The sequence below is a fragment of the Bradyrhizobium ottawaense genome (genome assembly GCF_900099825.1).
GTDB lineage: Bacteria > Pseudomonadota > Alphaproteobacteria > Rhizobiales > Xanthobacteraceae > Bradyrhizobium > Bradyrhizobium ottawaense_A.
Window position 1 is genome coordinate 8,304,845 of sequence record NZ_LT629693.1, and the last position, 18,106, is coordinate 8,322,950.

At 58.9% G+C, this 18,106-nt stretch carries 26 protein-coding genes; 24 read left to right on the forward strand and 2 right to left on the reverse strand.

Annotated features, from left to right (window positions below; all coding sequences use genetic code 11):
• The first annotated feature begins 114 nt into the window (after positions 1–114).
• Positions 115–492, forward strand: a complete 378-nt coding sequence (locus tag BLR13_RS39515) for a hypothetical protein (RefSeq protein WP_157793796.1) — start codon at positions 115–117, stop codon at positions 490–492.
• Between the two features lie 28 nt (positions 493–520).
• Here the strand turns inward: BLR13_RS39515 and BLR13_RS39520 are convergent, their stop codons facing one another.
• The gene (locus BLR13_RS39520) at positions 521–1,210 is read right to left on the reverse strand and encodes a helix-turn-helix domain-containing protein (RefSeq protein WP_091977336.1); all 690 of its coding nucleotides are present in this window, start codon (positions 1,208–1,210) and stop codon (positions 521–523) included.
• A 288-nt stretch (positions 1,211–1,498) separates the two neighbouring features.
• Complete coding sequence (locus tag BLR13_RS39525) at positions 1,499–2,107, reverse strand: hypothetical protein (RefSeq protein WP_091977338.1); 609 nt, start codon at positions 2,105–2,107, stop codon at positions 1,499–1,501.
• Positions 2,108–2,238: 131 nt separating this feature from the next.
• On the opposite strand from BLR13_RS39525, the gene BLR13_RS39530 reads away from it, so the two are divergent.
• From BLR13_RS39530 to BLR13_RS39640, 23 genes are all read left to right on the forward strand, one after another.
• On the forward strand, positions 2,239–3,036 hold the full coding sequence (locus BLR13_RS39530; RefSeq protein ID WP_091977341.1) for a helix-turn-helix domain-containing protein: 798 nt from the start codon (positions 2,239–2,241) through the stop codon (positions 3,034–3,036).
• Positions 3,037–3,242: 206 nt separating this feature from the next.
• Positions 3,243–4,796 (forward strand): DnaB-like helicase C-terminal domain-containing protein, encoded by a 1,554-nt coding sequence (locus BLR13_RS39535; RefSeq protein ID WP_091977344.1) that lies wholly within the window; start codon positions 3,243–3,245, stop codon positions 4,794–4,796.
• Positions 4,797–4,854: 58 nt separating this feature from the next.
• A complete protein-coding gene (locus tag BLR13_RS39540; RefSeq protein ID WP_091977346.1) occupies positions 4,855–5,508 on the forward strand; it encodes a single-stranded DNA-binding protein in 654 nt (217 codons plus the stop codon).
• Positions 5,509–5,658: 150 nt separating this feature from the next.
• Entirely contained in the window at positions 5,659–5,991 is a 333-nt protein-coding gene (locus BLR13_RS39545) for a hypothetical protein (RefSeq protein ID WP_091977349.1), read from the forward strand.
• Positions 5,992–5,997: 6 nt separating this feature from the next.
• Positions 5,998–6,345 (forward strand): hypothetical protein, encoded by a 348-nt coding sequence (locus BLR13_RS39550; protein WP_091977352.1) that lies wholly within the window; start codon positions 5,998–6,000, stop codon positions 6,343–6,345.
• Entirely contained in the window at positions 6,323–6,919 is a 597-nt protein-coding gene (locus BLR13_RS39555; RefSeq protein WP_091977355.1) for a hypothetical protein, read from the forward strand. The genes BLR13_RS39550 and BLR13_RS39555 overlap by 23 nt, the downstream gene beginning before the upstream one ends.
• 11 nt (positions 6,920–6,930) lie before the next feature.
• Positions 6,931–7,608, forward strand: a complete 678-nt coding sequence (dnaQ, locus tag BLR13_RS39560) for a DNA polymerase III subunit epsilon (protein ID WP_091977357.1) — start codon at positions 6,931–6,933, stop codon at positions 7,606–7,608.
• Between the two features lie 58 nt (positions 7,609–7,666).
• Complete coding sequence (locus BLR13_RS39565) at positions 7,667–8,617, forward strand: YqaJ viral recombinase family protein (RefSeq protein ID WP_172805602.1); 951 nt, start codon at positions 7,667–7,669, stop codon at positions 8,615–8,617.
• 12 nt (positions 8,618–8,629) lie between these two features.
• On the forward strand, positions 8,630–9,391 hold the full coding sequence (locus tag BLR13_RS39570) for a hypothetical protein (RefSeq protein ID WP_091977362.1): 762 nt from the start codon (positions 8,630–8,632) through the stop codon (positions 9,389–9,391).
• On the forward strand, positions 9,355–9,651 hold the full coding sequence (locus tag BLR13_RS39575) for a hypothetical protein (RefSeq protein ID WP_091977365.1): 297 nt from the start codon (positions 9,355–9,357) through the stop codon (positions 9,649–9,651). The genes BLR13_RS39570 and BLR13_RS39575 overlap by 37 nt, the downstream gene beginning before the upstream one ends.
• Before the next feature lie 6 nt (positions 9,652–9,657).
• Positions 9,658–10,176 carry a hypothetical protein gene (locus BLR13_RS39580; RefSeq protein ID WP_091977367.1) on the forward strand — a complete coding sequence of 173 codons (519 nt, stop codon included), beginning with the start codon at positions 9,658–9,660 and terminating at the stop codon, positions 10,174–10,176.
• Complete coding sequence (locus tag BLR13_RS39585; protein ID WP_091977369.1) at positions 10,176–10,610, forward strand: hypothetical protein; 435 nt, start codon at positions 10,176–10,178, stop codon at positions 10,608–10,610. Before BLR13_RS39580 ends, BLR13_RS39585 begins: the two co-directional genes overlap by 1 nt.
• Positions 10,611–10,746: 136 nt before the next feature.
• A complete protein-coding gene (locus tag BLR13_RS39590) occupies positions 10,747–11,025 on the forward strand; it encodes a hypothetical protein (protein ID WP_157793797.1) in 279 nt (92 codons plus the stop codon).
• Positions 11,003–11,548 carry a hypothetical protein gene (locus tag BLR13_RS39595; protein ID WP_157793798.1) on the forward strand — a complete coding sequence of 182 codons (546 nt, stop codon included), beginning with the start codon at positions 11,003–11,005 and terminating at the stop codon, positions 11,546–11,548. The genes BLR13_RS39590 and BLR13_RS39595 overlap by 23 nt, the downstream gene beginning before the upstream one ends.
• Positions 11,545–11,760 (forward strand): hypothetical protein, encoded by a 216-nt coding sequence (locus BLR13_RS39600; protein WP_091976289.1) that lies wholly within the window; start codon positions 11,545–11,547, stop codon positions 11,758–11,760. Before BLR13_RS39595 ends, BLR13_RS39600 begins: the two co-directional genes overlap by 4 nt.
• Positions 11,761–11,804: 44 nt before the next feature.
• A complete protein-coding gene (locus BLR13_RS39605) occupies positions 11,805–12,026 on the forward strand; it encodes a hypothetical protein (RefSeq protein ID WP_091976290.1) in 222 nt (73 codons plus the stop codon).
• A gap of 1 nt (position 12,027) precedes the next feature.
• Complete coding sequence (locus tag BLR13_RS39610; protein ID WP_091976291.1) at positions 12,028–12,318, forward strand: hypothetical protein; 291 nt, start codon at positions 12,028–12,030, stop codon at positions 12,316–12,318.
• A 31-nt stretch (positions 12,319–12,349) separates the two neighbouring features.
• Positions 12,350–12,850: a hypothetical protein gene (locus BLR13_RS39615; protein ID WP_091976292.1), complete on the forward strand. Its 501-nt coding sequence runs from the start codon at positions 12,350–12,352 to the stop codon at positions 12,848–12,850.
• Between the two features lie 204 nt (positions 12,851–13,054).
• Entirely contained in the window at positions 13,055–13,396 is a 342-nt protein-coding gene (locus BLR13_RS39620) for a hypothetical protein (protein WP_157793799.1), read from the forward strand.
• Positions 13,393–13,638, forward strand: coding sequence for a hypothetical protein (locus BLR13_RS39625; protein ID WP_091976293.1), 246 nt, complete (start codon positions 13,393–13,395; stop codon positions 13,636–13,638). The genes BLR13_RS39620 and BLR13_RS39625 overlap by 4 nt, the downstream gene beginning before the upstream one ends.
• A 20-nt stretch (positions 13,639–13,658) precedes the next feature.
• Positions 13,659–17,114 carry an adenosylcobalamin-dependent ribonucleoside-diphosphate reductase gene (locus BLR13_RS39630; RefSeq protein WP_091977379.1) on the forward strand — a complete coding sequence of 1,152 codons (3,456 nt, stop codon included), beginning with the start codon at positions 13,659–13,661 and terminating at the stop codon, positions 17,112–17,114.
• 198 nt (positions 17,115–17,312) lie between these two features.
• Complete coding sequence (locus BLR13_RS39635; protein ID WP_091976294.1) at positions 17,313–17,642, forward strand: DUF6197 family protein; 330 nt, start codon at positions 17,313–17,315, stop codon at positions 17,640–17,642.
• Positions 17,639–18,052, forward strand: a complete 414-nt coding sequence (locus BLR13_RS39640) for a hypothetical protein (protein WP_091976295.1) — start codon at positions 17,639–17,641, stop codon at positions 18,050–18,052. The genes BLR13_RS39635 and BLR13_RS39640 overlap by 4 nt, the downstream gene beginning before the upstream one ends.
• Positions 18,053–18,106: the final 54 nt, after the last annotated feature.

Consider the following 18,106-nt stretch of genomic DNA (forward strand, 5'->3'; position numbering starts at 1 on the left):
AGCCGAGCTGATCCTGGTTGTTCGGGACCAATGGGTCAAGGGTCGCATGGCTGTGATCAGGCCGGCGCCGATCGCTGAGGCTGCATGATCAAGGACTCGTAAGCAGGAGGAAGAATGACAACCAGTACGGCACAGCCTGTCCCCAAAGAACCGCCTCCGCCGCCGATCAATGCGAAGTTCGCCGATCGGCTTCCGCTGATCATGAATGAGATCTGTGATCAGCTGCTGGTGATCGAGCCAGCCATCACAAGACTGTCAGTGCAGCTCCGGGAATTTCTCGACTTCCTGGACTTCGAGATCAAGAAGGCCGATCTCGAGATCAAGCGAATGAAATGGGAGGAGAAAGTCGATCTGACCACTGTCAGGCAGGCTGAGGCATGGCTTCAGAAGCTACGGCAGCTCAAGACCGACTTTAACGTCGACGTGATGACGTCCCCACCGGAAACCATCAGGGCGATGGTCGACAGGATCCAGAAGACCTTTGGGATATAAAGAAGGGCCGCCCGCGGGCGACCCTTCACTATTCTCGAACCGTCACAAGGATAATGGCGATTTCTTTGATGTCGTCGAACTGCATGGTCTCGTCTTCTGTGACCGGCATCGACTTGGAGAGGCTGAGACCGCTCTCGTTGATGTCGACAAGCAGACGAACCTTGGTCTTTTCGTCCTTGCCGGTGAGCATGACGAGATCGCCCGGGACCGGATCACGCCGCTTGGTGGCGTACATCAGGGTGCCTGTCTTTAACCACTGACCGAACGAGTTATCCGGCATGTGGAACGCGAAAGCGGTATCGTCCCCCGCGAGCTGTGGCGGCGCCGGCACGTAGCCGTCTCGCCGCGGGCTGGCAGCCGACTGCAGAGCAGATGGCAGCGACGATACGTGACGCAGCTCTACGGTTGGCGTAGTCCTGCGCGACGAACGTGACGAGGATTCGCCGGCTTCCGCATCGGCCGCAGCTTCCTTTGCATCATCGGCACCCAGAGCCGCCATCACCTTCTTCGGGATCGGATAGCCCGATCCGTTCGCGATTTTCTGAAGCGTGGTAATAGTCGGAACGAAGGGGTGATCGGGGTTGTTGAGGAGACGGAGGATTGTCGAAGGAGCCAGGCCACAATGGCGTGCCAGGTCGGTTCCATTCCACTTCTTCCGATCCAAGATGTGATCGATCCACTCGATCACTACTTGCTTTGGTGATTGCGCCTTGGCCATGTTTTGTACCGGTAAATTCACTTGCGAGCTTCCCTTAGAATGGTTCGCTTATCGATAGATTGCGTCTGGCCACGCATAGGTTGTGTGATGCCAAACGCTCAATTCGCTCTGGATGAAAAGTAAGTTCTGACTGACATTCGCATTTCATCCTTTCCATTTGTCGGGATGCTAATGCCCTGCCGTACGACAGGTTTCGCACGATTGCAAATGATTTTTTGTTCTTATTCTGTTCTGACTTCGAATTTATATCAAACAAAATCAGTGACTTATATCTACCCGAGAATCGATTCAGCAACTCAAGTTTCTTGAGGCGCCTTTCAACAATGCAAGTAATTGCTTAAATTCGGGTGTTCGAATGCCTGCATGGACCACGGCGCAGGCGTCCGCGGCATGCTCATTGTCAGCGTGCAGATCGCCAGCCTGGCGGGTTCGCTTTCCCTTGCTGACCACGTCCTTGTGATATTTCTGCCAGGGAATAGACGGATAGAGGCCGGCAGCCCAGGAAATGATCTCCGGCTTTTCGGCGGTTTTGGTGCCGACACTGGCGAGTTTGGTCTCCACCGGCATGACCTCGATCAGGTTGACAGGTGACGAAGCAAGCACGCCGATCGCCACGCCGAAGCCCAGCGAGCTGCGCTGGTGCTGGGATCCTGAGGGGACTTCGACGAAACCAAGGGTGCAGTCAGTCATCCAGGCCTGAAAGCCGTCGTGCAGCTCTCTCGCTCGGCGCAGATCGTCCGAGTTCTGCCGTACCGTCTTCCCCTTGCGGGGCTCGGTCACGATGGTGTGGATTTCTACCAGCTCCAGGGCCAGCGTGTCCGTGTCCAGCAGCATCTTCGCCATACCCCAGTTGGCGAGCGAAGGGTCGATGCCGGCGACGCGGATGATGGAACTCAACTGAACCTCTAGTGCCTGAGTAATTCTGCAACGCACCACATCTCGTGGCTTGCATTCTTGTTTGCATTCGTGCAAATACACCGGCCCGGTTTTGGGGTCAAGCCCCACCGGCCATAGCGCAACGGAAAACCATGAGCATCAGAGCAATCAACTGGGTGATCGAGGACTTCGTCGATGTCGATCCGAAGAAGGTCACCCCGACAATGCGTCACATCCTGATCATCCTCGCCAATTTTGCTGGCGACGAAGACAGCTCCTACCCCCGGCAGAACACGATCGCGAGAATCACCGGCTATTCGAGGCCATGTGTGAACAAGAACCTCAGCCTCATGGAAGAGATGGGTCTGATCACCTCGGCCGGCCGCAAGCACGCCAACGGCGCCACGCGATCCTCAGAATACACGCTGCGCATTGCCGCAGCCAACAAGTACGACGGCCCCCCACCGGAGGGGGGTGTAACCGACGATGACACCCGGGGTGTAACCCAGGATGACAGGGGAGTCGCTCAGAAAGACTCGGCGTGTAATCGACGATCACACGGGGGTGTAAACGAGGATGACACCTTGAACCACCACTTAGATCCACCACAAGAACCGAAACAAGAACCGAAGCGTCCGCGCAAGACTGCGCCCTGGCCGAGCGACTATCGGGAGCAGTTCTGGTCGCTGTATCCGAAGCGAAAGAACACCAGCAAGAAAGCGGCCCTCGACAAGCTTGCCAAGCTTGAGCGGGAAGATCGGGTGGAGTTCGAGACCATCATGACCGGCCTTCGATACTTCGCCGAGCGGACCAACGCTGAGGTCTCTCGTGACCGGTCCCGAGAACAGTTCATCCCGCACGCAATCACCTGGATCAACGGGGAGCGTTGGGAGACCGAAGGTCCGGCAGACCGAAGGCCGCCGCCACCCAAACGAAGCGTGGCGATCTGACATGGCCGGTGTCGATGTAGCGAAGGTGCTGCGCGACGAGAGGATCGTGGTTCGATCTCTCAAGGCCGGCAATCAGTATGCGCTCTGTCCGCAGTGTTCGCACCAGCGGAAAGGGTCACACAAAAAAATCCGTTGCCTCAGCGTCCTGATCGACTCTGACGGTGTGTGTTGGAACTGCAAGAACTGTGGATGGGTAGGATCTGAGAATGCTGAGCGAAAAACACGCCAAGGGGATCGAGTCCAGAGGCCTGTGTCTCGACCTGGCGGCGGATATGGGAGCCTACAGCGCACGTCGCTTGCGCGATGGGTCAATCGAACCTGACATCGACGGCAACATCCTGGCGCTCCCTTTCATGGAGCACGAGGACGAGGTGAACACCAAATACCGGTGGTCACAGGATGGCGAGCGTCGTTTCCAGCAGCGCAAAGACGCGAAGAAAACGCTCTACAACGCAAACGTCCTGCTGAAAGACGACACGATGAACCGGCTTGAGGCCGGAACCGACGAGCTGATCTGGACTGAAGGCGAGTTCGACTGCTGGGCTGTCCTGATGGCCGGGCACGACACATGCGTGTCGGTTCCGGATGGTGCGCCCCCTGCCCGCGACAAGAACGGCAAACTGATCGAGGTGCCGGACGATGATCGGGACATCGATCCTGAGGACGACGACAAGTTCGCCTTCATGGGCCGGTTGATGGACCCGATCATGAAGGTCAAGCACCACATCATCGCAACGGACGGCGATGAGCCTGGTGGCCGGCTCGCCAAGGAGCTGGTCAGACGCATCGGTGCGGCCAAGTGCTTCTGGGTCGAGTACCCGAAGGACGAGGTGGTCCCGGACAAAAAGAACAAGGGCAAGTTCCGAGCGCCGAAGGACTTGAACGAAGTCCTGTTGTACCTCGGCAAGGACGGCGTGAAGAAGGTTATCTCGGAAGCAAAGCCCTGGCCGGTGAAAGGTCTGTACCGGTTGTCGGACTATCCCGAGATGGAGATCCCGCAGATGTGCGAGATCGGCCTTTCCGAGGAACTAGACAAGCACATGAAGTTCTACGAGGGTCAGTTCGTGGTCTGCACGGGCATTCCCAACTCCGGCAAGTCGACGCTGATCAACCAGGCGTCGGTCCTGATGGCCAAGCGCCACAAGTGGCCGGTCGCTATCTTCTCCGGCGAGAAGGACGTCAAGCCGTTCCTGGCGCACGAGCTGATGGGTGCCTTCCTCGGCAAGGCGAGGACCGACTGGACGTTTGAGGACAAGAAGCGGGCCGAAGCGTTCGTGCAACGCTACTACCAGTTCATCGACTACGATGACACTGGCGACGTCGAGATCGACGTCAAGTTCCTGCTCGATGCTTGCGCTGCCGCGGTTTTCCGCGACGGTGTGAAGATGCTGATCATCGATCCCTGGAACGAGCTTGAGCACAATCGGCCCATGAACCTGTCGTTGACAGAGTACATCGGCAAGATGATCAAGGCGCTGAAGCGGTTCGCCAAACAGTTCCGCGTCTGCGTCATCGTGGTCGCGCATCCCACCAAGCTCGGCGCCGACGTGGTGCCAGGCCTGTACAACATTTCGGACTCCGCTCATTGGGCCAACAAAGCCGACCTCGGTTTGGTGGTTCATCCAGCGGACCCGGAAAATCCGAACGCTAGACATGTCATCATCTCCAAGGTGCGTCTCAAACGCATCGCCGGCCTGACCGGGGTGGTCGTTCTGTCGTTCGATGAGCACACTGGCCAATTCATCGCGCCAGATTTTTGAGAAAACGCTTGCACGAATGCAAACGTCATGGTAATGCAAACTCGAAAAGGAGAGAGTGGTGGCATCATCGTTGAACAAGGTTGAGCTGATCGGGCGGCTCGGTAAGGATCCCGAAGTGAAGAACCTGACCAACGGGTCGGCGGTCGCGAACTTCAGCGTCGCCACCAGCGAGGTCTGGAAGGACAAGCGCTCCGGCGAAAAGCAGGAGAAGACCGAGTGGCACAACATCGTCGTCTGGAACGAGAAGACGATCGAGTTCGTCGAGAAGTATCTCGCGAAGGGTGACCTGGTTCGCATCGAAGGCAAGATCCAGACCCGCAAGTGGCAGGATCAGGATGGCAAGGATCGCTACTCCACCGAGATCGTGATCCCGGCGTTTGCTCCGGTCGAGGCGCTGATGAAGCTGTCCTACGACAACGACAACAAGAGCGGCGGCGATCGGAACGATGACCGCGGCTCCAGCCGTGGCGGCAGTTCCCGTGGCGGCAACAGCCGATCGAACGATGACGATGATCGTGGCAGCAGCCGTGGCCGCGGGAACAACGATGATCGCGGTGGCGATGATCGCGGTTCGTCGAGCCGAGGCGGTGGCCGTGGCGGCAACAGCCGTGACAACGCCAAGGATGACCGTGGCGGCGGACGCGGTGATGACCGCGGTTCGAGCCGTGGTGGTGGCCGCAATGCCGACATGGACGATGACATCCCGTTTTGATGAACGGGTGTCGGTACTGGACCGTATGAGGTTCGGCTACATCTGAGCTTCCCCGTTGAGCGGGGAAAATAGAGGGGCGCCCTGTAGTTGCGCGTGCCAGGGCGCCCCTTTTGGTATCCAATCATTTGCACGAATGCTAACGGAGACTTCATGGACTTCTTCAAACCCGGAAGCTTTTCGATCCTGATGCTCAACACCGATGGGTCGTTGACAGAGATCGATGCTTCTCCCGACTTCCTGACCAACGCGGCAGGTGAGACACAGTCATGCGACTGTCCGCCCGGCGTGTGCCTGGGTGAAGCCGGCAACGAACTGGCTGACGACGATTACAACGACGATGATGACGTGATCTTCGTTGAAGACGAAGGCGTCCATCCGGCCGATCGTCTCGAAGCCGTGGCCCAGCTCGGCCGCATCACCGAAAGCCTCGCCTCCCTTGCCAACCTTCAGGGCCGGCTGGTCAGCGAACTGCTGGAAGGCTGATCCAAGATGAGAACTGTCCTGGAAGTCGGCCCCGGCGCCCTGTCGGAGTACTACGACTGGATGAAGGACGCCGCCCAGGGCGATGTCCTCGTCTATTGGTCTGGTGATCTTCAATTCGATCGCCAGGTCGTCATCCCTGATGGGGATGCCCTGCGAACCGCAGACCGGCAGCGCATCACCGCGCTCAATGTCGTTGCGGAGCGCGTGTTGGAAGATGCTGAAGATGGTCTGCTGTGCCTGACGCAGAAACGGCTCGGAGCCAGCGTCTATGAATATCGTGCAACCCGCCGCCGCCAGTCGTTCGGTAGCTCGGAAACCTCGGTGCTGCCGAATGAACAGCTCGTCACTGCTTGAGGAACGCACGAAGGCTCTCGGCTGGCTCACCCATGGTGGTGAGCTGGCTGCGGCCCTTAAAGGCGAACGGGCACGTCATTCCGACGTGATCTGGCAGCTTTTAGTCGAGGCCGTCGAGGTCATCGATAAGACGCCAGACAACGAGCGTCGCTGGCTGACGTCCGGTCAGCGTTCCGGCGGTTGGAATATGGTCGGAATGTCTCGCAACGAACTGATCGAGATCGAGAAAATCCGTCTGCTCTCCGCGATGAAGCCCCACGATGGGCAATCGAAATACTCGCCGCAGCGGAACGACGTTGATCGCGCCCTCGGCGTCCTGGAATGGATGCGCTGGTGCAACTCCGCCCGCCTTCCTGATCGTCTGAGGAGGGCAGCTATCTCCCTCGCCCGCGGGGGCGACCAAGAGATTGTGCATCGGATCTACTGCCCGACGCGCAAACCTAATCGCCAGAACATCGGCGAGATCAAGTCCAGAACCATCGGGTTCATCCAGACCGGCCTCCGGACCGATCTGGGTATCGTTCCTGGATATGGCCTCACCTTCGTGGAGACCCATCCCAGCGTCGCAGCATAAGGAAATTGGCAATGAGGGAAATCATCCTCGATACCGAGACCACGGGCCTCGACCGTAAGGTCGATCGCATCGTTGAAATCGGTGCCATCGAGATGGTCGACCTCATGCCAACCGGTCGAACCTACCACCAGTACTGCAATCCGCTGAGGCCAGTTCACAAGGAAGCCTACCGGGTCCATGGCCTGAGCGACGTATTTCTATCGACAAAGCCAACCTTCAAGCGGATCCACGGCACGTTCCTGCGCTTCATCGGGGACGCCAGGCTGGTCGCTCACAACGCATCGTTCGATATCGGGATGTTGAACGAGGAGCTGGATCGGCTCGACCTGGATCCTCTGAAGAACGAGGTCGTCGACACGCTGCAGCTGGCCAGGGAAAAGCACCCTCGCCGCAAGCATACACTGGATGCTCTGTGCAGCATCTACAACATCGACGACTCGAGAAGAACGCTTCACGGCGCTCTCCTCGATGCCGAACTTCTCGCTGAAGTCTACGCCGAGCTTCGCGGCGGCCGGCAGTTTGGCATGCAGCTTGACATGCTCGCCCAGCCCGAAGGTGATGAAGAGGATTTGCCAGTTCGGGTCCGGCCCGTACCGCTGGCGAAACGGATCACCGAAAAGGATGTCGCCGATCACAGGGCCTTCGTGGCCACGCTCGGCGATGCCGCCATCTGGCGGAACTACGTCTAATCATTTGTTTGAATGCAAGGAGAACAAAATGCGCAGGAAACGGACTGGAAATATCGGAATGAGCGCCGAGGATAAGGCGTCTCGCATGAAGTCGATCGGTGGATCGGACGCCAAGATCATCATGTCTGGTGATCAGGAAGCTATCGAGCGGCTGTGGGCCGAGAAGCGCGGCGAATCCATTCCCGAGAACCTCGACGACGTGATGATCGTCCAGCTCGGCAACCTGACCGAGCCGCTCAATGCCGACTTCTTCGAGCACGAGATGGATTGCGAAGTCACTGACGAGCAGAAGCGCATCTATTACCACGCCTGGGACAAGGCGCACTCGTCGCTCGACGGTCTGATGCGTAAGACGCCGGACTCCGAGCCGATCGCCGTGGTCGAGTTCAAATTCATGTTCCCATTCGGCTTCGACAAGCAGAAGGCGCTGGAGAAGTACTACGCTCAGTGCCAGCACAACATGATGGTGGCTGACCTGCCCATGTCGTACCTGTCGATCATCACAGGCGCGGCTCAGCACGTCATCATCCCGGTTGAGCAGGATCTGTTCTACCAGATCGCCTTGCTGGAAGCTGAGAAAGACTTCCAGGATTGCGTCGAGACCGGCCGGACGCCTGGCGTTCCTGTGGTCGATGTGCCGCTGGTCGAGCGCATCAAGGTCATCGACATGAGCCAGAGCAACGAGTGGGGCATCCTCGCCTTCGATTTGCTCAGCACCAAGCCGTCCGTCGACAAGCACGACAAGGCGAAGAAGGCCCTCAAAAAGCTGTTCCCGCCGGACGCCAAGTCCGCCGCCGGCAAGGGCGTCACCATCAACCTGTCGTCGGATGGCAAGCAGCTGATCAAGTTCGACGCCAAGGCAATCGAGGAAGCGGTCGCGCAGGCCGCCAACATGCCGCCCCCGTCCGCCGAGGATGAAGCGGCAAAGAAAGCGGCAAAGCCGGCCCGCGGTACCCGCAAGAAAGCGGCCAATAGCAACGAGAAACCCGCCGCCGAAGAAGCGGCATAAACGGAGACCAACATGGCAAAGCGGAACGACAATAGCGCGAGCAATCGCGCAAGGCTCGACAAGATCTACGACGTCTTCGACAAGCTGGGCGTCGACATCGACAAGGAAGCCATCTGGGAAGTCCAGGGCACTCCGGTCGTCAAGCACAAGGACGTCGAGCGCCTCGGTGCGAAGATGGGCATCAAGTGGGACAAGCCGCAGATCCTGCGCGCTGAGGCGTATGAAGCCGTCATGATCGTGTTCGGCAGCGTCGGCGACAAGATGGAATGGTCGGTCGGCGAAGCCAAGATCATGGAGATGATCGACACCGGCAAGAACAACCAGTGGGGCAAGCCGATCCGTGCGCCGGCACCCGGCTGCTTTGGCAACTACATCGTCACCGGATCCCAGGCTGCCTACCCGTACGCCATGGCCGAGAAGCGCGCCAAGGATCGCGTGATCCTCAAGCTCGCTGATCTTCACGGCGATGCGTACTCGTCCGAGGAAGCCGACGATTTCCGCAATCCGCAGAATGCTGATCGTCAGGTTGAAGGCAAGTCGACGGCCAACAACGACAACGTCGATCCGTCCCAGCTGCTCGCTGACATCAAGGCCGACATTTCCAAGACCAAATCGGTCAAGGATCTGACCGACCTGATGAACAGCAAGGACATGAAGGACGACCTGAAGAAGCTGTCGAAGGACGAGGAAGGCGACGCCAAGGCCTTTGCCACCAGCCACCTCAAGGAGAACCTGGGATGGACGGCACCAGCCAAGGACAAGGCGGCCAGTTGACGCCGGCCGAAGCGTACGTGGAGCTGGCGCTCTGGGGGATCAAAATCTCCCAAAGCGCCGGCCAACTGCGGCGGTGGTGGGACGACGAGCGAGCCCACCGCGAACAGTACGGTCTCTCCCAGGAACAGACGCATCAGCTTGTCTATTCCTGCCGAGAGCATCTTGAGCAGCTCGGCGAATACGAACGGGAGCGTCAGGAAGACGAGCCTGCTCCGAGGTCGAGATCGAAACCAAAGCAGCGGCGCGGCGCCGCAATCTGAGGGTTTATGGGCAAGGCCAGCAATAAATCGAAGAGCATGTGGATCCTGGTCAGAAAGATGTTTCTGCCGGGCGCCAGCCACCCCGTGCTGGTGCCGCATGCGGATTACGACATCGAGATGTTCGAGAGGTATCCGGAGAATGTTCCTCTCCGCATCCAGCTCGCACAGCCCCGGAGCGGTCCGCGGCATCGCCTTTACCGGGTGATCCTGCGGATCGTGGTGGAGAACACCAACAAGTTCTCGACCGAGGATGCGCTGCACAAGTCGCTTCTCCTCGCATGCAACGTCACGGAACCGGTGCTCACGATGGAGGGTGAGTTCATCTACTACCCCTCCTCCACGGCGTTCGATGCGATGCCGGAAGACGAGTTCAAGATCTACTTCGACACGGCGATGGAAATCATCGCCAGCGTCATCATCCCCGGGATCGATCTCGATCAGCTGATGAAGGAAGCCCGGGCCAAGTCGAACTACAAGGATGCCGCCAACGATAACGACGAGCGGCGAAACGAGGAAGCAGCATAATGGCAAACGTTGTTGAAGGTGAACCCAGGAAAAGTCAGGAATGGCTCGGATCGTACCTGGACGAAGACGGCGTCGTCGCCGATGTGGTCAAGCGTGTGTCGGCCGATCCCGTGGCGATCGAGCGCTGGCTAGATCCAGTGAGCTGGAAGGCGCCGTCATCGATACTGCGCCTGGGGCTGCCGTTCGCGGCTGCCAAGGCTCTCCGCGACGATCCAGAGCACGCCGGTTGCCTGTTGTTCGCCGGCATGTCGATCCGGAACTTCTACGGTCTGTGGCATGCGAGCAACCCGCACACCGCGTTCGGGACCGATGAAGATGTCCTGGTCGAGGACGGCTTCGTCACCGACCCCCGGCATCCCGACAACCTGTCCGGACGGATCATCGATCGGGTCAAGGAAGAGTTGCGCAAGCTGATCCCGGCGAAAGCCGCATGAAGTTCTACACTCCAATCATATGCGGGGTGACGGGGTTCTGGGGTGGAGATTTCCACTGCCTGGCCCCGTCCCTCCAGTACGCCTTCCGCTTGCTGGAGAGGCGCATCGTTGCCGGCAAGATCAAGAGGAGACCTTATTGAACCCCGCTCTCATGGCAACCTTGTGCGTCAACTCGCTGAACGCCGCCAAGAAGCTTGGTCTCCCGCATAAAGAGGCCGGCATCACCCTCGTACTGCCCAAGGGCTTCAAGCCTCCATCGAAATTCCCCCGGGGACGCCTCCTCCAGGTTAAGGAAGACGGCACCCGAATCCGCTGGTTTCCAGCATTCACCCTGCTGGCCTGGCTCGTAGCCAACGACCTGATCAAACTCGCATCTGAAGGATCTGGATCTGATGACTATCGCATTGAAGCTTGATGCCGGCGCCATCGATAAGCTGTTCTCCGACCAGGACAGCAAAGTCGAACTGCAGCAGGCCGTCGTTGCCGAGATCTGCCGTCGCCTGTTCACCAACTACATCAACAAGGACGTCCTGAAGGTCGTCGAGGCCGTGTTCGGCGGCGAGGCCAACTCCCTGATCGAGATGATCAAAGAGAACGAGACTTTCAAGAAGCGCTTCGAGAAGGCATTCGAAGAAACCCTGGTCAAGGTCAAGAAAGAGGCTTGGAGCCGGGACACCTACACCCTGAAGCCCGAGGCCAAGAAGAAGCTGGAGGACGCTGTCCAGACGCAGGTCGACAGTCTGCTTAAGCAGCACGCCCTCCGCGGTGAGCAGCTCGTTAATGAGACCGTCGAGCGTATCTTTGGAGCCTTCGAGACCCAAGCAATGGACGTCATCGACCGCAAGCTGACCGCGAAGGTCAACGCCCTGTTCGACGGCGGTATCAGCGAAATGGTCGAGAGCCGAGTCGCAAAAGCCCTGAAGGTCGCCAAGGCATGAAGGGCATCGTGGTGAACTCGTTCATTATCTCCGGTGAAGACGGCTCATGCATCAAGGGATACCGCGATAACATGGGTGAACCGTTCCGATCCGGCGTGTCCCTGCGTATCTGCAGATCCGCCGACGACAACGGTGCCGGCGTCTTCGTCCAGGACCACGAAATCGAGCAGCTCATTTCAGCACTTCGATCGATCCGGAAGCAACGGCAATGAACCCAAAGTACGCACCAAAGACTGGCGATGGCAGACGGGCTCGCGTGATCGAGGAGATCGGCGAAGTCCTCAAGGCATTCGGCAAATGGGATCGTTTCGGCAGCGGAAGCCGCCATCCGAATGGCGGTATGACCAACGCTGAAGAGGCCCTGTTCGAGCTGGAAGACCTGAAGGGCGCGATCGATGTGTACCTCCCTGATGTCAGGGCAATCGTGCATCGTGATGCGGCAATGGCAGCGAGCAACGACAATGCCAAGAAGTCCTAGAATGTCGCCGGCCCAGGTCCGGTTCCTGGACGAGCATGCCCCAGCTTATCTGGCGTGGTTGGATGCTGTTGGGCATTCGGTCGGCATCAAGATGGAGCCGTGGCAGAAGCGCACAGTCGAAGCCATGATCAAAAATGGCTTCCTCACCGAGGACGGTCACGTCACCAAGGATGGCAAGGATCGCTGGCTCAGCATCATCAGCAAGCGCGACCGCGCACTGCCGCTGAAGCCTCGTATTTTGGATAATAGGGCGACGCTCATGATCGTGGACGATCCCGAAACTATTGCTTGACTGTTTGCTTGAATGCAAATAGGAAAAGCAAATGTTCGCTGAGCTTCCCCTCGCCCCTCCGACCGGTTTCCGCAAGGCAATCCCGGACCTGGTGAAGCTCAAGGTCGTGCTCAGACAGGACAGTCTGTGCGCCACCTGCCGCGAGCGGCTCGGGAAGCTGGAGGATACCCAGTTCGATCACGTCCCGGCATTGCAGCTGCGGTGCTGGGATCCAGAAGCGAAGAACACGATCCCGCCGGCTAACGATGTGGACTCGATCTTCGCAAAACACGTCGACTGCCACGCTGCCAAGACCTTCGGGTCAAAGGCATCCAAGCGCGGAGCCGATGTGACCGAGATTGCCAGAACCAAGCGGATTGCAAAGGACACCGAAGCTTTCCGTCAACGGATGCTGGCGAAGGGTGACCCGGAAGCAGAGCCGCGTCCGGAACGCCCGAAGAAACAATGGCCGAAGAGGCCGTTTCAAAAAAGGGGCAAGGATGAAGGGCGTCGTTCGAGAGGTCAAGAAAGTAGCGGAACAGCTGAAGAGTGACGGTGAGATCGAGGCATTCACCCTCGGTCACGACAAGAAGCACCACCTGATCGAGTTCAGAGTCCGCGGCAAGTGGATGTCGGTGCCATTCTCGGACACTCCCAGAAGTCCATACACCTCGAACTACGCGAAACAACAGATCCGGCGTCGCATCAGAGCGATGTCTTGATGTTTGCTTGAATGCAAAAAGGAGAAGGCAAGACTATGGAAGTTAGATCGACCCAGGACGGCATCCTCAGGGCTTTCGCCATGCTGCTTCAGCAGCAGTCGCAGCCGCGCAATGTGAAGAAGAAGTTCGTGTACCGGCAGTTCGGCACCGCGGTGCATGCCTCTCGCCGTCTCACCAAGTCCGAAGGCGCCGCTGTCGACGCTCTCGTCGGCCAGCTCGAAGCGCTGGATCCTCGTGACGATGCCAACAATTCATCGATCGAGAGCCTCCTGAAAGAGCTGAGCAAGCAGCCGGTCAGGTTCGTTCCCATCAAGCTGGAACAACGCATCGATTACTCGAAACCCTACCCGTACCGCTCGACGAAGCGAGGCGGATGATGGAGCCGCGGCGCCTCTCGAAGGCGCAGCGCGTATCCATCCCTGAGGGCGGGTTCTCGCTGCGCGGCGTTATCGACGGATGGTTCATCCACACTGCGAAGGTCGTGGAAGAACCTGAGCCGGACCTCTTCAAGACTGAGGTCGGCAGACTCTACCGCATCGATCACTGGAGCCCGCCCTCCAAGCCCACCTCAGAATACGAAAACATCCCGGCCGACTGGCCGGTGCCTCCAAAACAATAAGCAAAAGAGTTGCGAGCAGCATGAGAATTGAGCGTCGATACACAGTGGATGGCAGCAAGTCCCCGTACGATCTGATCGTATGGCGGAACGCGACCAGCGAGATCAAGAATCCCGATGGATCGATCGTTTTCCGCCTGGAAAACATCGAGGTGCCGGCGTCCTGGTCCCAGGTCGCTGTTGACGTCCTCGCCCAGAAATACTTCCGCAAAGCCGGCGTCCCCAAGCTGCTGGAGCGCGTGCCGGAAGATGGCGTTCCGACCTGGCTGCAACGCTGCGTCGGCACCCCCTTCCCCATGGAAGAAGCCGACAACTATCTGACCAGCGAGACCTCGGCCAAGCAGGTGTTCGACCGCCTCGCCGGCTGCTGGACCTATTGGGGCTGGAAGGAAGGCTACTTCAACGGCGAAACCGGGGTGTCTGGTTACGTCAACAAGGCAGCCTACCTGGCTGACAAGGAGTCCAACGCCCGGGCGTTTTTCGACGAGCTGCGCTACATGCTCGCCAACCAGATGTTCGCCCCCAACTCGCCGCAGTGGTTCAACACCGGCTTGCATTGGGCGTACGGCATCGATGGTCCGGCCCAGGGCCACTGGTTCATCGACCAGTCCGAAGGAGCTGACGGCTACACCGCCATGCTCTCGACCTCGGCCTACGAGCGTCCGCAACCGCACGCCTGCTTCATCCAGTCGATCGGCGACAACCTGATCCAGGACGGCGGCATCATGGACCTGTGGCTCCGTGAGGCCCGTCTGTTCAAGTACGGCTCCGGCACCGGCACCAACTTCTCCAACCTGCGTGGTCGGGGCGAGAAGCTGTCGGGTGGCGGAACGTCTTCCGGTATGATGTCCTTCCTGAAGATCGGTGACCGCGCTGCCGGCGCCATCAAGTCGGGTGGCACCACGCGCCGCGCCGCCAAGATGGTCATCGTCGACGTCGATCATCCCGATGTCGAGGAATACATCGGCTGGAAGGTCGCGGAAGAGAAGAAGGTGGCAGCCCTGGTCGCCGGTTCGAAGGCTGCCAACAAGCACCTGATGGCCATCCATCAGCTGGCCGCGGAAGACGAGATGTTCTCCGATGCCGAAAGCAAGGCGAAGCTGACAAAGGCCATCAAGGAAGCCCGCAAGGCTTTCCTTCCGGACAGCTACATCAAGCGCGTCATCGATCTCGGCGTGGCACATCAGCCCTTCGAGTTCCAGGTGATGGATATCGACTGGCAGGGTACTGCGTACGAGACCGTGTCGGGCCAGAACTCGAACAACACCGTGTCGGTGACCAACGACTTCATCGAGGCGGTTCAGCTCGACCTGGATTGGCAGTTGATCGGCCGCACCAACGGCGAGGTCATCAAGACGATCCGGGCTCGCGATCTGTGGGATCAAATCTGCCGCGCCGCGTGGGAGTCGGCCGATCCCGGCCTGCATTTCCGCACCACGATGAACGAGTGGCACACCTGTCCGGCCGGCGGCGAGATCCGCGGATCGAACCCGTGCTCGGAATACATGTTCCTCGACGACACGGCGTGCAACCTGGCTTCGACCAACCTGGCGAAGTTCACATCCCGACACGGCGACAATCCGCTGGTGTTCGAGGTGGAGAGCTTCAACCACGCCAACCGCCTGATCACCATCGTGCTGGAAATCTCGGTGGCCATGGCGCAGTTCCCGTCGATGGAAATTGCGCTCAAGTCCTACCAGTACCGCACACTGGGTCTCGGCTTCGCCAACATCGGCGGCATGCTCATGTCCATGGGTATCCCGTACGACTCGGCTGATGCCCGGGCTCTGGCTGGATCGATCTCGGCCATCATGACGGGTGTTGCCTACCGCACCTCCGCCGAGATGGCGAAGGAGATGGGGCCGTTCGTGAAATACCACGAAAACGCCAGCTCGATGATGCGGGTGATGCACAATCACTATGCCGCAGCAGAGAACGACGATACCGGGTACCGCGGTCTGACCGTCAAGCCGGTTGGCCTCGACTGGGATTGTCCGCAGGGAGAGTTGCCGGCCATCGCATCCGAGATCTGGGCTGACGTCGTCGACATGGGTGAGAAATACGGATTCCGTAACGCCCAGACGACGGTTATCGCTCCGACCGGAACGATCGGCTTGCTGATGGACTGCGACACGACCGGTGTTGAGCCGGATTACGCTCTGGTGAAGTTCAAGAAGTTGGCCGGCGGCGGCTACTTCAAGATCATCAACCAGTCGGTTCCGGCTGCCCTCAACGCCCTCGCCTACGATAAGCAGCAGATCGACGAAATCGTGGACTACGCCTTGGGAACGGGCGTGTTGCCGGCCAAGTTTGTGCTGGCTGGTCGTGCGGCTGGCATCGATGTCAGCATCGAGAAGGTCAAGTCGGTGTTCGATATCCGGTTCTTGGCAGACTGGAAGGCGTGCGGCTTTAGCGAGCCGGAGATCGAACAGGCCAACATCCGGGCTGTCGGCACGATGACGCTGGAAGGTGCTCCCCACCTGGATGTTGGCGACTACGCCGTGTTCGACTGCGCCAACCCGTGCGGAAAGACCGGCAAGCGGTTCATCGATCCGAAGGGTCACATCGAAATGATGGCTGCGGTTCAGCCGTTCATCTCCGGTGCGATCAGCAAGACGGTCAACATGCCGTCGACCGCTTCGATCCTGGACGTCAGCAAGGCGTACATGATGTCGTGGAAGCTGGGGCTGAAGGCCAACGCGATCTATCGCGATGGTTCGAAGCTGTCGCAGCCGCTCAACTCGGCCCTGATCGAAGACGATCATGACGAACCCGACGTGGTTGAGGCTCCCAAGAGCGTGATCCAGGTGGTCGAGAAACTCGTCCGCAAGCGGGAGAAGCTGCCTTCGAAGCGGGTCGGTTACACCCAGAAGGCCATCGTCGGCGGTCACAAGGTCTACCTCCGCACCGGAGAGTATACCGATGGTCGCCTCGGTGAGTTCTTCATCGACATGCACAAGGAAGGCGCCGCTTTCCGGTCGATGATGAATGCCTTCGCCATCGCCATCAGCCTCGGCCTGCAGCACGGTGTGCCGCTGGAAGAGTTTGTTGACGCCTATACGTTCTTCCGTTTCGAGCCATCTGGCTTCGTCCAGGAGCACGACCGCATCAAGAACGCGACCTCGATCGTGGACTTCATATTCCGCGATCTGGCGATCAGCTACCTCGATCGCGATGACCTGGCTCACGTCACCCCCGAAGAAAGCGGGCACACCGCGATGGGGAGCGGCGTGGAGCCGGAGAAGCCGACCGTCAGTGTCTCGAACATCGTGATCAACGCGACGTCCGAGATGTCAGACGATCAGCTGGCCAAGGTTGTTGAAACGGTGAAGGCGTCCGCCCTCCCAGATCAACGGGCGGTCGCAAAGATGTCGGGCTTTACCGGCGACTGCTGCACCAACTGCTCAAGCTTCACGATGGTGCGTAACGGTACCTGCCTGAAGTGCGACACCTGCGGCGAGACCACCGGCTGCAGCTGATGCTCCTTCTCGTAGCAAAGCGTCACAAGCGACTTTGGATCATTGATCTGAATACGGATCAGGCGGTTTACACGCCGCCTGATTTCGTAGTTCTCCCGTCAAGGACTCCACTTCAACAGCTGGCGGCCGACCTCATGAGGATCGGACGCCGGGATATCAACCGGATCGCAACATTCGAATGGGAGTTCAGCAAGCGCAATGTTGACCGAACTCGAAATTGTGGAGCGGTGCCTGTTGCTGTTCTCCAGGCCCGGGCGGTGGACGCAAAAGACCTGCGCACGGGATCGACAGGGTAAGCCGGTTCCAGTGTTCAGCCAGGAGGCTCGCGCCTTCGACATTGAGGGCGCGATCCGCCGGGCTGCCGGACAAGACGATCGAGGCGCGTATGCGCGCTTCGTCAAAATCATCAAAGGACAACTCGGCAAGCAGCCGTTCGATTGGAACGATCAGACTGGTCGAACCCAGAAGGAGGTTTGCCGCATGCTTGAGGATCTCGCTGACGAGTTCCGATTTAAGGAGGTAGCATGACTGCAGTAGCGAACGACAATTTCACGGCGTCCGACGTCGAGGAGCTGGAGAGATCGATCAACTCTCTGGTCCGCATCACCCACAAGATGGCCGCTCATTGGTGGATCGATCCGAAGACCGGAGAAGATCTGCGCAAGAACCCGCTCATGGTTCCGGTGAAGTTGGCGCTGGTACACGGAGAGGTGTCCGAGGCCCTGGAGGCTGACCGCACTGACGCGATGGACGACAAGCTTCCCCAATTTCCTGGCATCTGGGTCGAGCTGGTCGATGTTCTGTTCCGTGTCGGCGATCTGGCTGGTGCCATGAAATACGATCTTGGTCCTGTGGCTGTCGCAAAGGCGATGGTGAACGCGACCCGAGCGGACCACAAGCTGGAGAACCGCGCCAAAGCGGGTGGAAAAAAGTACTAGGAGAGCAAGATTACGCTTGCTTTTCTGTGCGCTTGAATGCAAATAGCTTTGCAA

Coding starts and splice junctions, on each gene's coding strand:
- BLR13_RS39515 (WP_157793796.1), top strand. CDS start 115: ATGACAACCAGTACGGCACAGCCTGTCCCCAAAGAACCGCCTCCGCCG.
- BLR13_RS39520 (WP_091977336.1), bottom strand. CDS start 1,210: ATGGCCAAGGCGCAATCACCAAAGCAAGTAGTGATCGAGTGGATCGAT.
- BLR13_RS39530 (WP_091977341.1), top strand. CDS start 2,239: ATGAGCATCAGAGCAATCAACTGGGTGATCGAGGACTTCGTCGATGTC.
- BLR13_RS39535 (WP_091977344.1), top strand. CDS start 3,243: ATGCTGAGCGAAAAACACGCCAAGGGGATCGAGTCCAGAGGCCTGTGT.
- BLR13_RS39545 (WP_091977349.1), top strand. CDS start 5,659: ATGGACTTCTTCAAACCCGGAAGCTTTTCGATCCTGATGCTCAACACC.
- BLR13_RS39550 (WP_091977352.1), top strand. CDS start 5,998: ATGAGAACTGTCCTGGAAGTCGGCCCCGGCGCCCTGTCGGAGTACTAC.
- BLR13_RS39555 (WP_091977355.1), top strand. CDS start 6,323: ATGAACAGCTCGTCACTGCTTGAGGAACGCACGAAGGCTCTCGGCTGG.
- dnaQ (WP_091977357.1), top strand. CDS start 6,931: ATGAGGGAAATCATCCTCGATACCGAGACCACGGGCCTCGACCGTAAG.
- BLR13_RS39565 (WP_172805602.1), top strand. CDS start 7,667: ATGAGCGCCGAGGATAAGGCGTCTCGCATGAAGTCGATCGGTGGATCG.
- BLR13_RS39570 (WP_091977362.1), top strand. CDS start 8,630: ATGGCAAAGCGGAACGACAATAGCGCGAGCAATCGCGCAAGGCTCGAC.
- BLR13_RS39575 (WP_091977365.1), top strand. CDS start 9,355: ATGGACGGCACCAGCCAAGGACAAGGCGGCCAGTTGACGCCGGCCGAA.
- BLR13_RS39580 (WP_091977367.1), top strand. CDS start 9,658: ATGGGCAAGGCCAGCAATAAATCGAAGAGCATGTGGATCCTGGTCAGA.
- BLR13_RS39585 (WP_091977369.1), top strand. CDS start 10,176: ATGGCAAACGTTGTTGAAGGTGAACCCAGGAAAAGTCAGGAATGGCTC.
- BLR13_RS39595 (WP_157793798.1), top strand. CDS start 11,003: ATGACTATCGCATTGAAGCTTGATGCCGGCGCCATCGATAAGCTGTTC.
- BLR13_RS39600 (WP_091976289.1), top strand. CDS start 11,545: ATGAAGGGCATCGTGGTGAACTCGTTCATTATCTCCGGTGAAGACGGC.
- BLR13_RS39610 (WP_091976291.1), top strand. CDS start 12,028: ATGTCGCCGGCCCAGGTCCGGTTCCTGGACGAGCATGCCCCAGCTTAT.
- BLR13_RS39615 (WP_091976292.1), top strand. CDS start 12,350: ATGTTCGCTGAGCTTCCCCTCGCCCCTCCGACCGGTTTCCGCAAGGCA.
- BLR13_RS39620 (WP_157793799.1), top strand. CDS start 13,055: ATGGAAGTTAGATCGACCCAGGACGGCATCCTCAGGGCTTTCGCCATG.
- BLR13_RS39625 (WP_091976293.1), top strand. CDS start 13,393: ATGATGGAGCCGCGGCGCCTCTCGAAGGCGCAGCGCGTATCCATCCCT.
- BLR13_RS39630 (WP_091977379.1), top strand. CDS start 13,659: ATGAGAATTGAGCGTCGATACACAGTGGATGGCAGCAAGTCCCCGTAC.
- BLR13_RS39635 (WP_091976294.1), top strand. CDS start 17,313: ATGTTGACCGAACTCGAAATTGTGGAGCGGTGCCTGTTGCTGTTCTCC.
- BLR13_RS39640 (WP_091976295.1), top strand. CDS start 17,639: ATGACTGCAGTAGCGAACGACAATTTCACGGCGTCCGACGTCGAGGAG.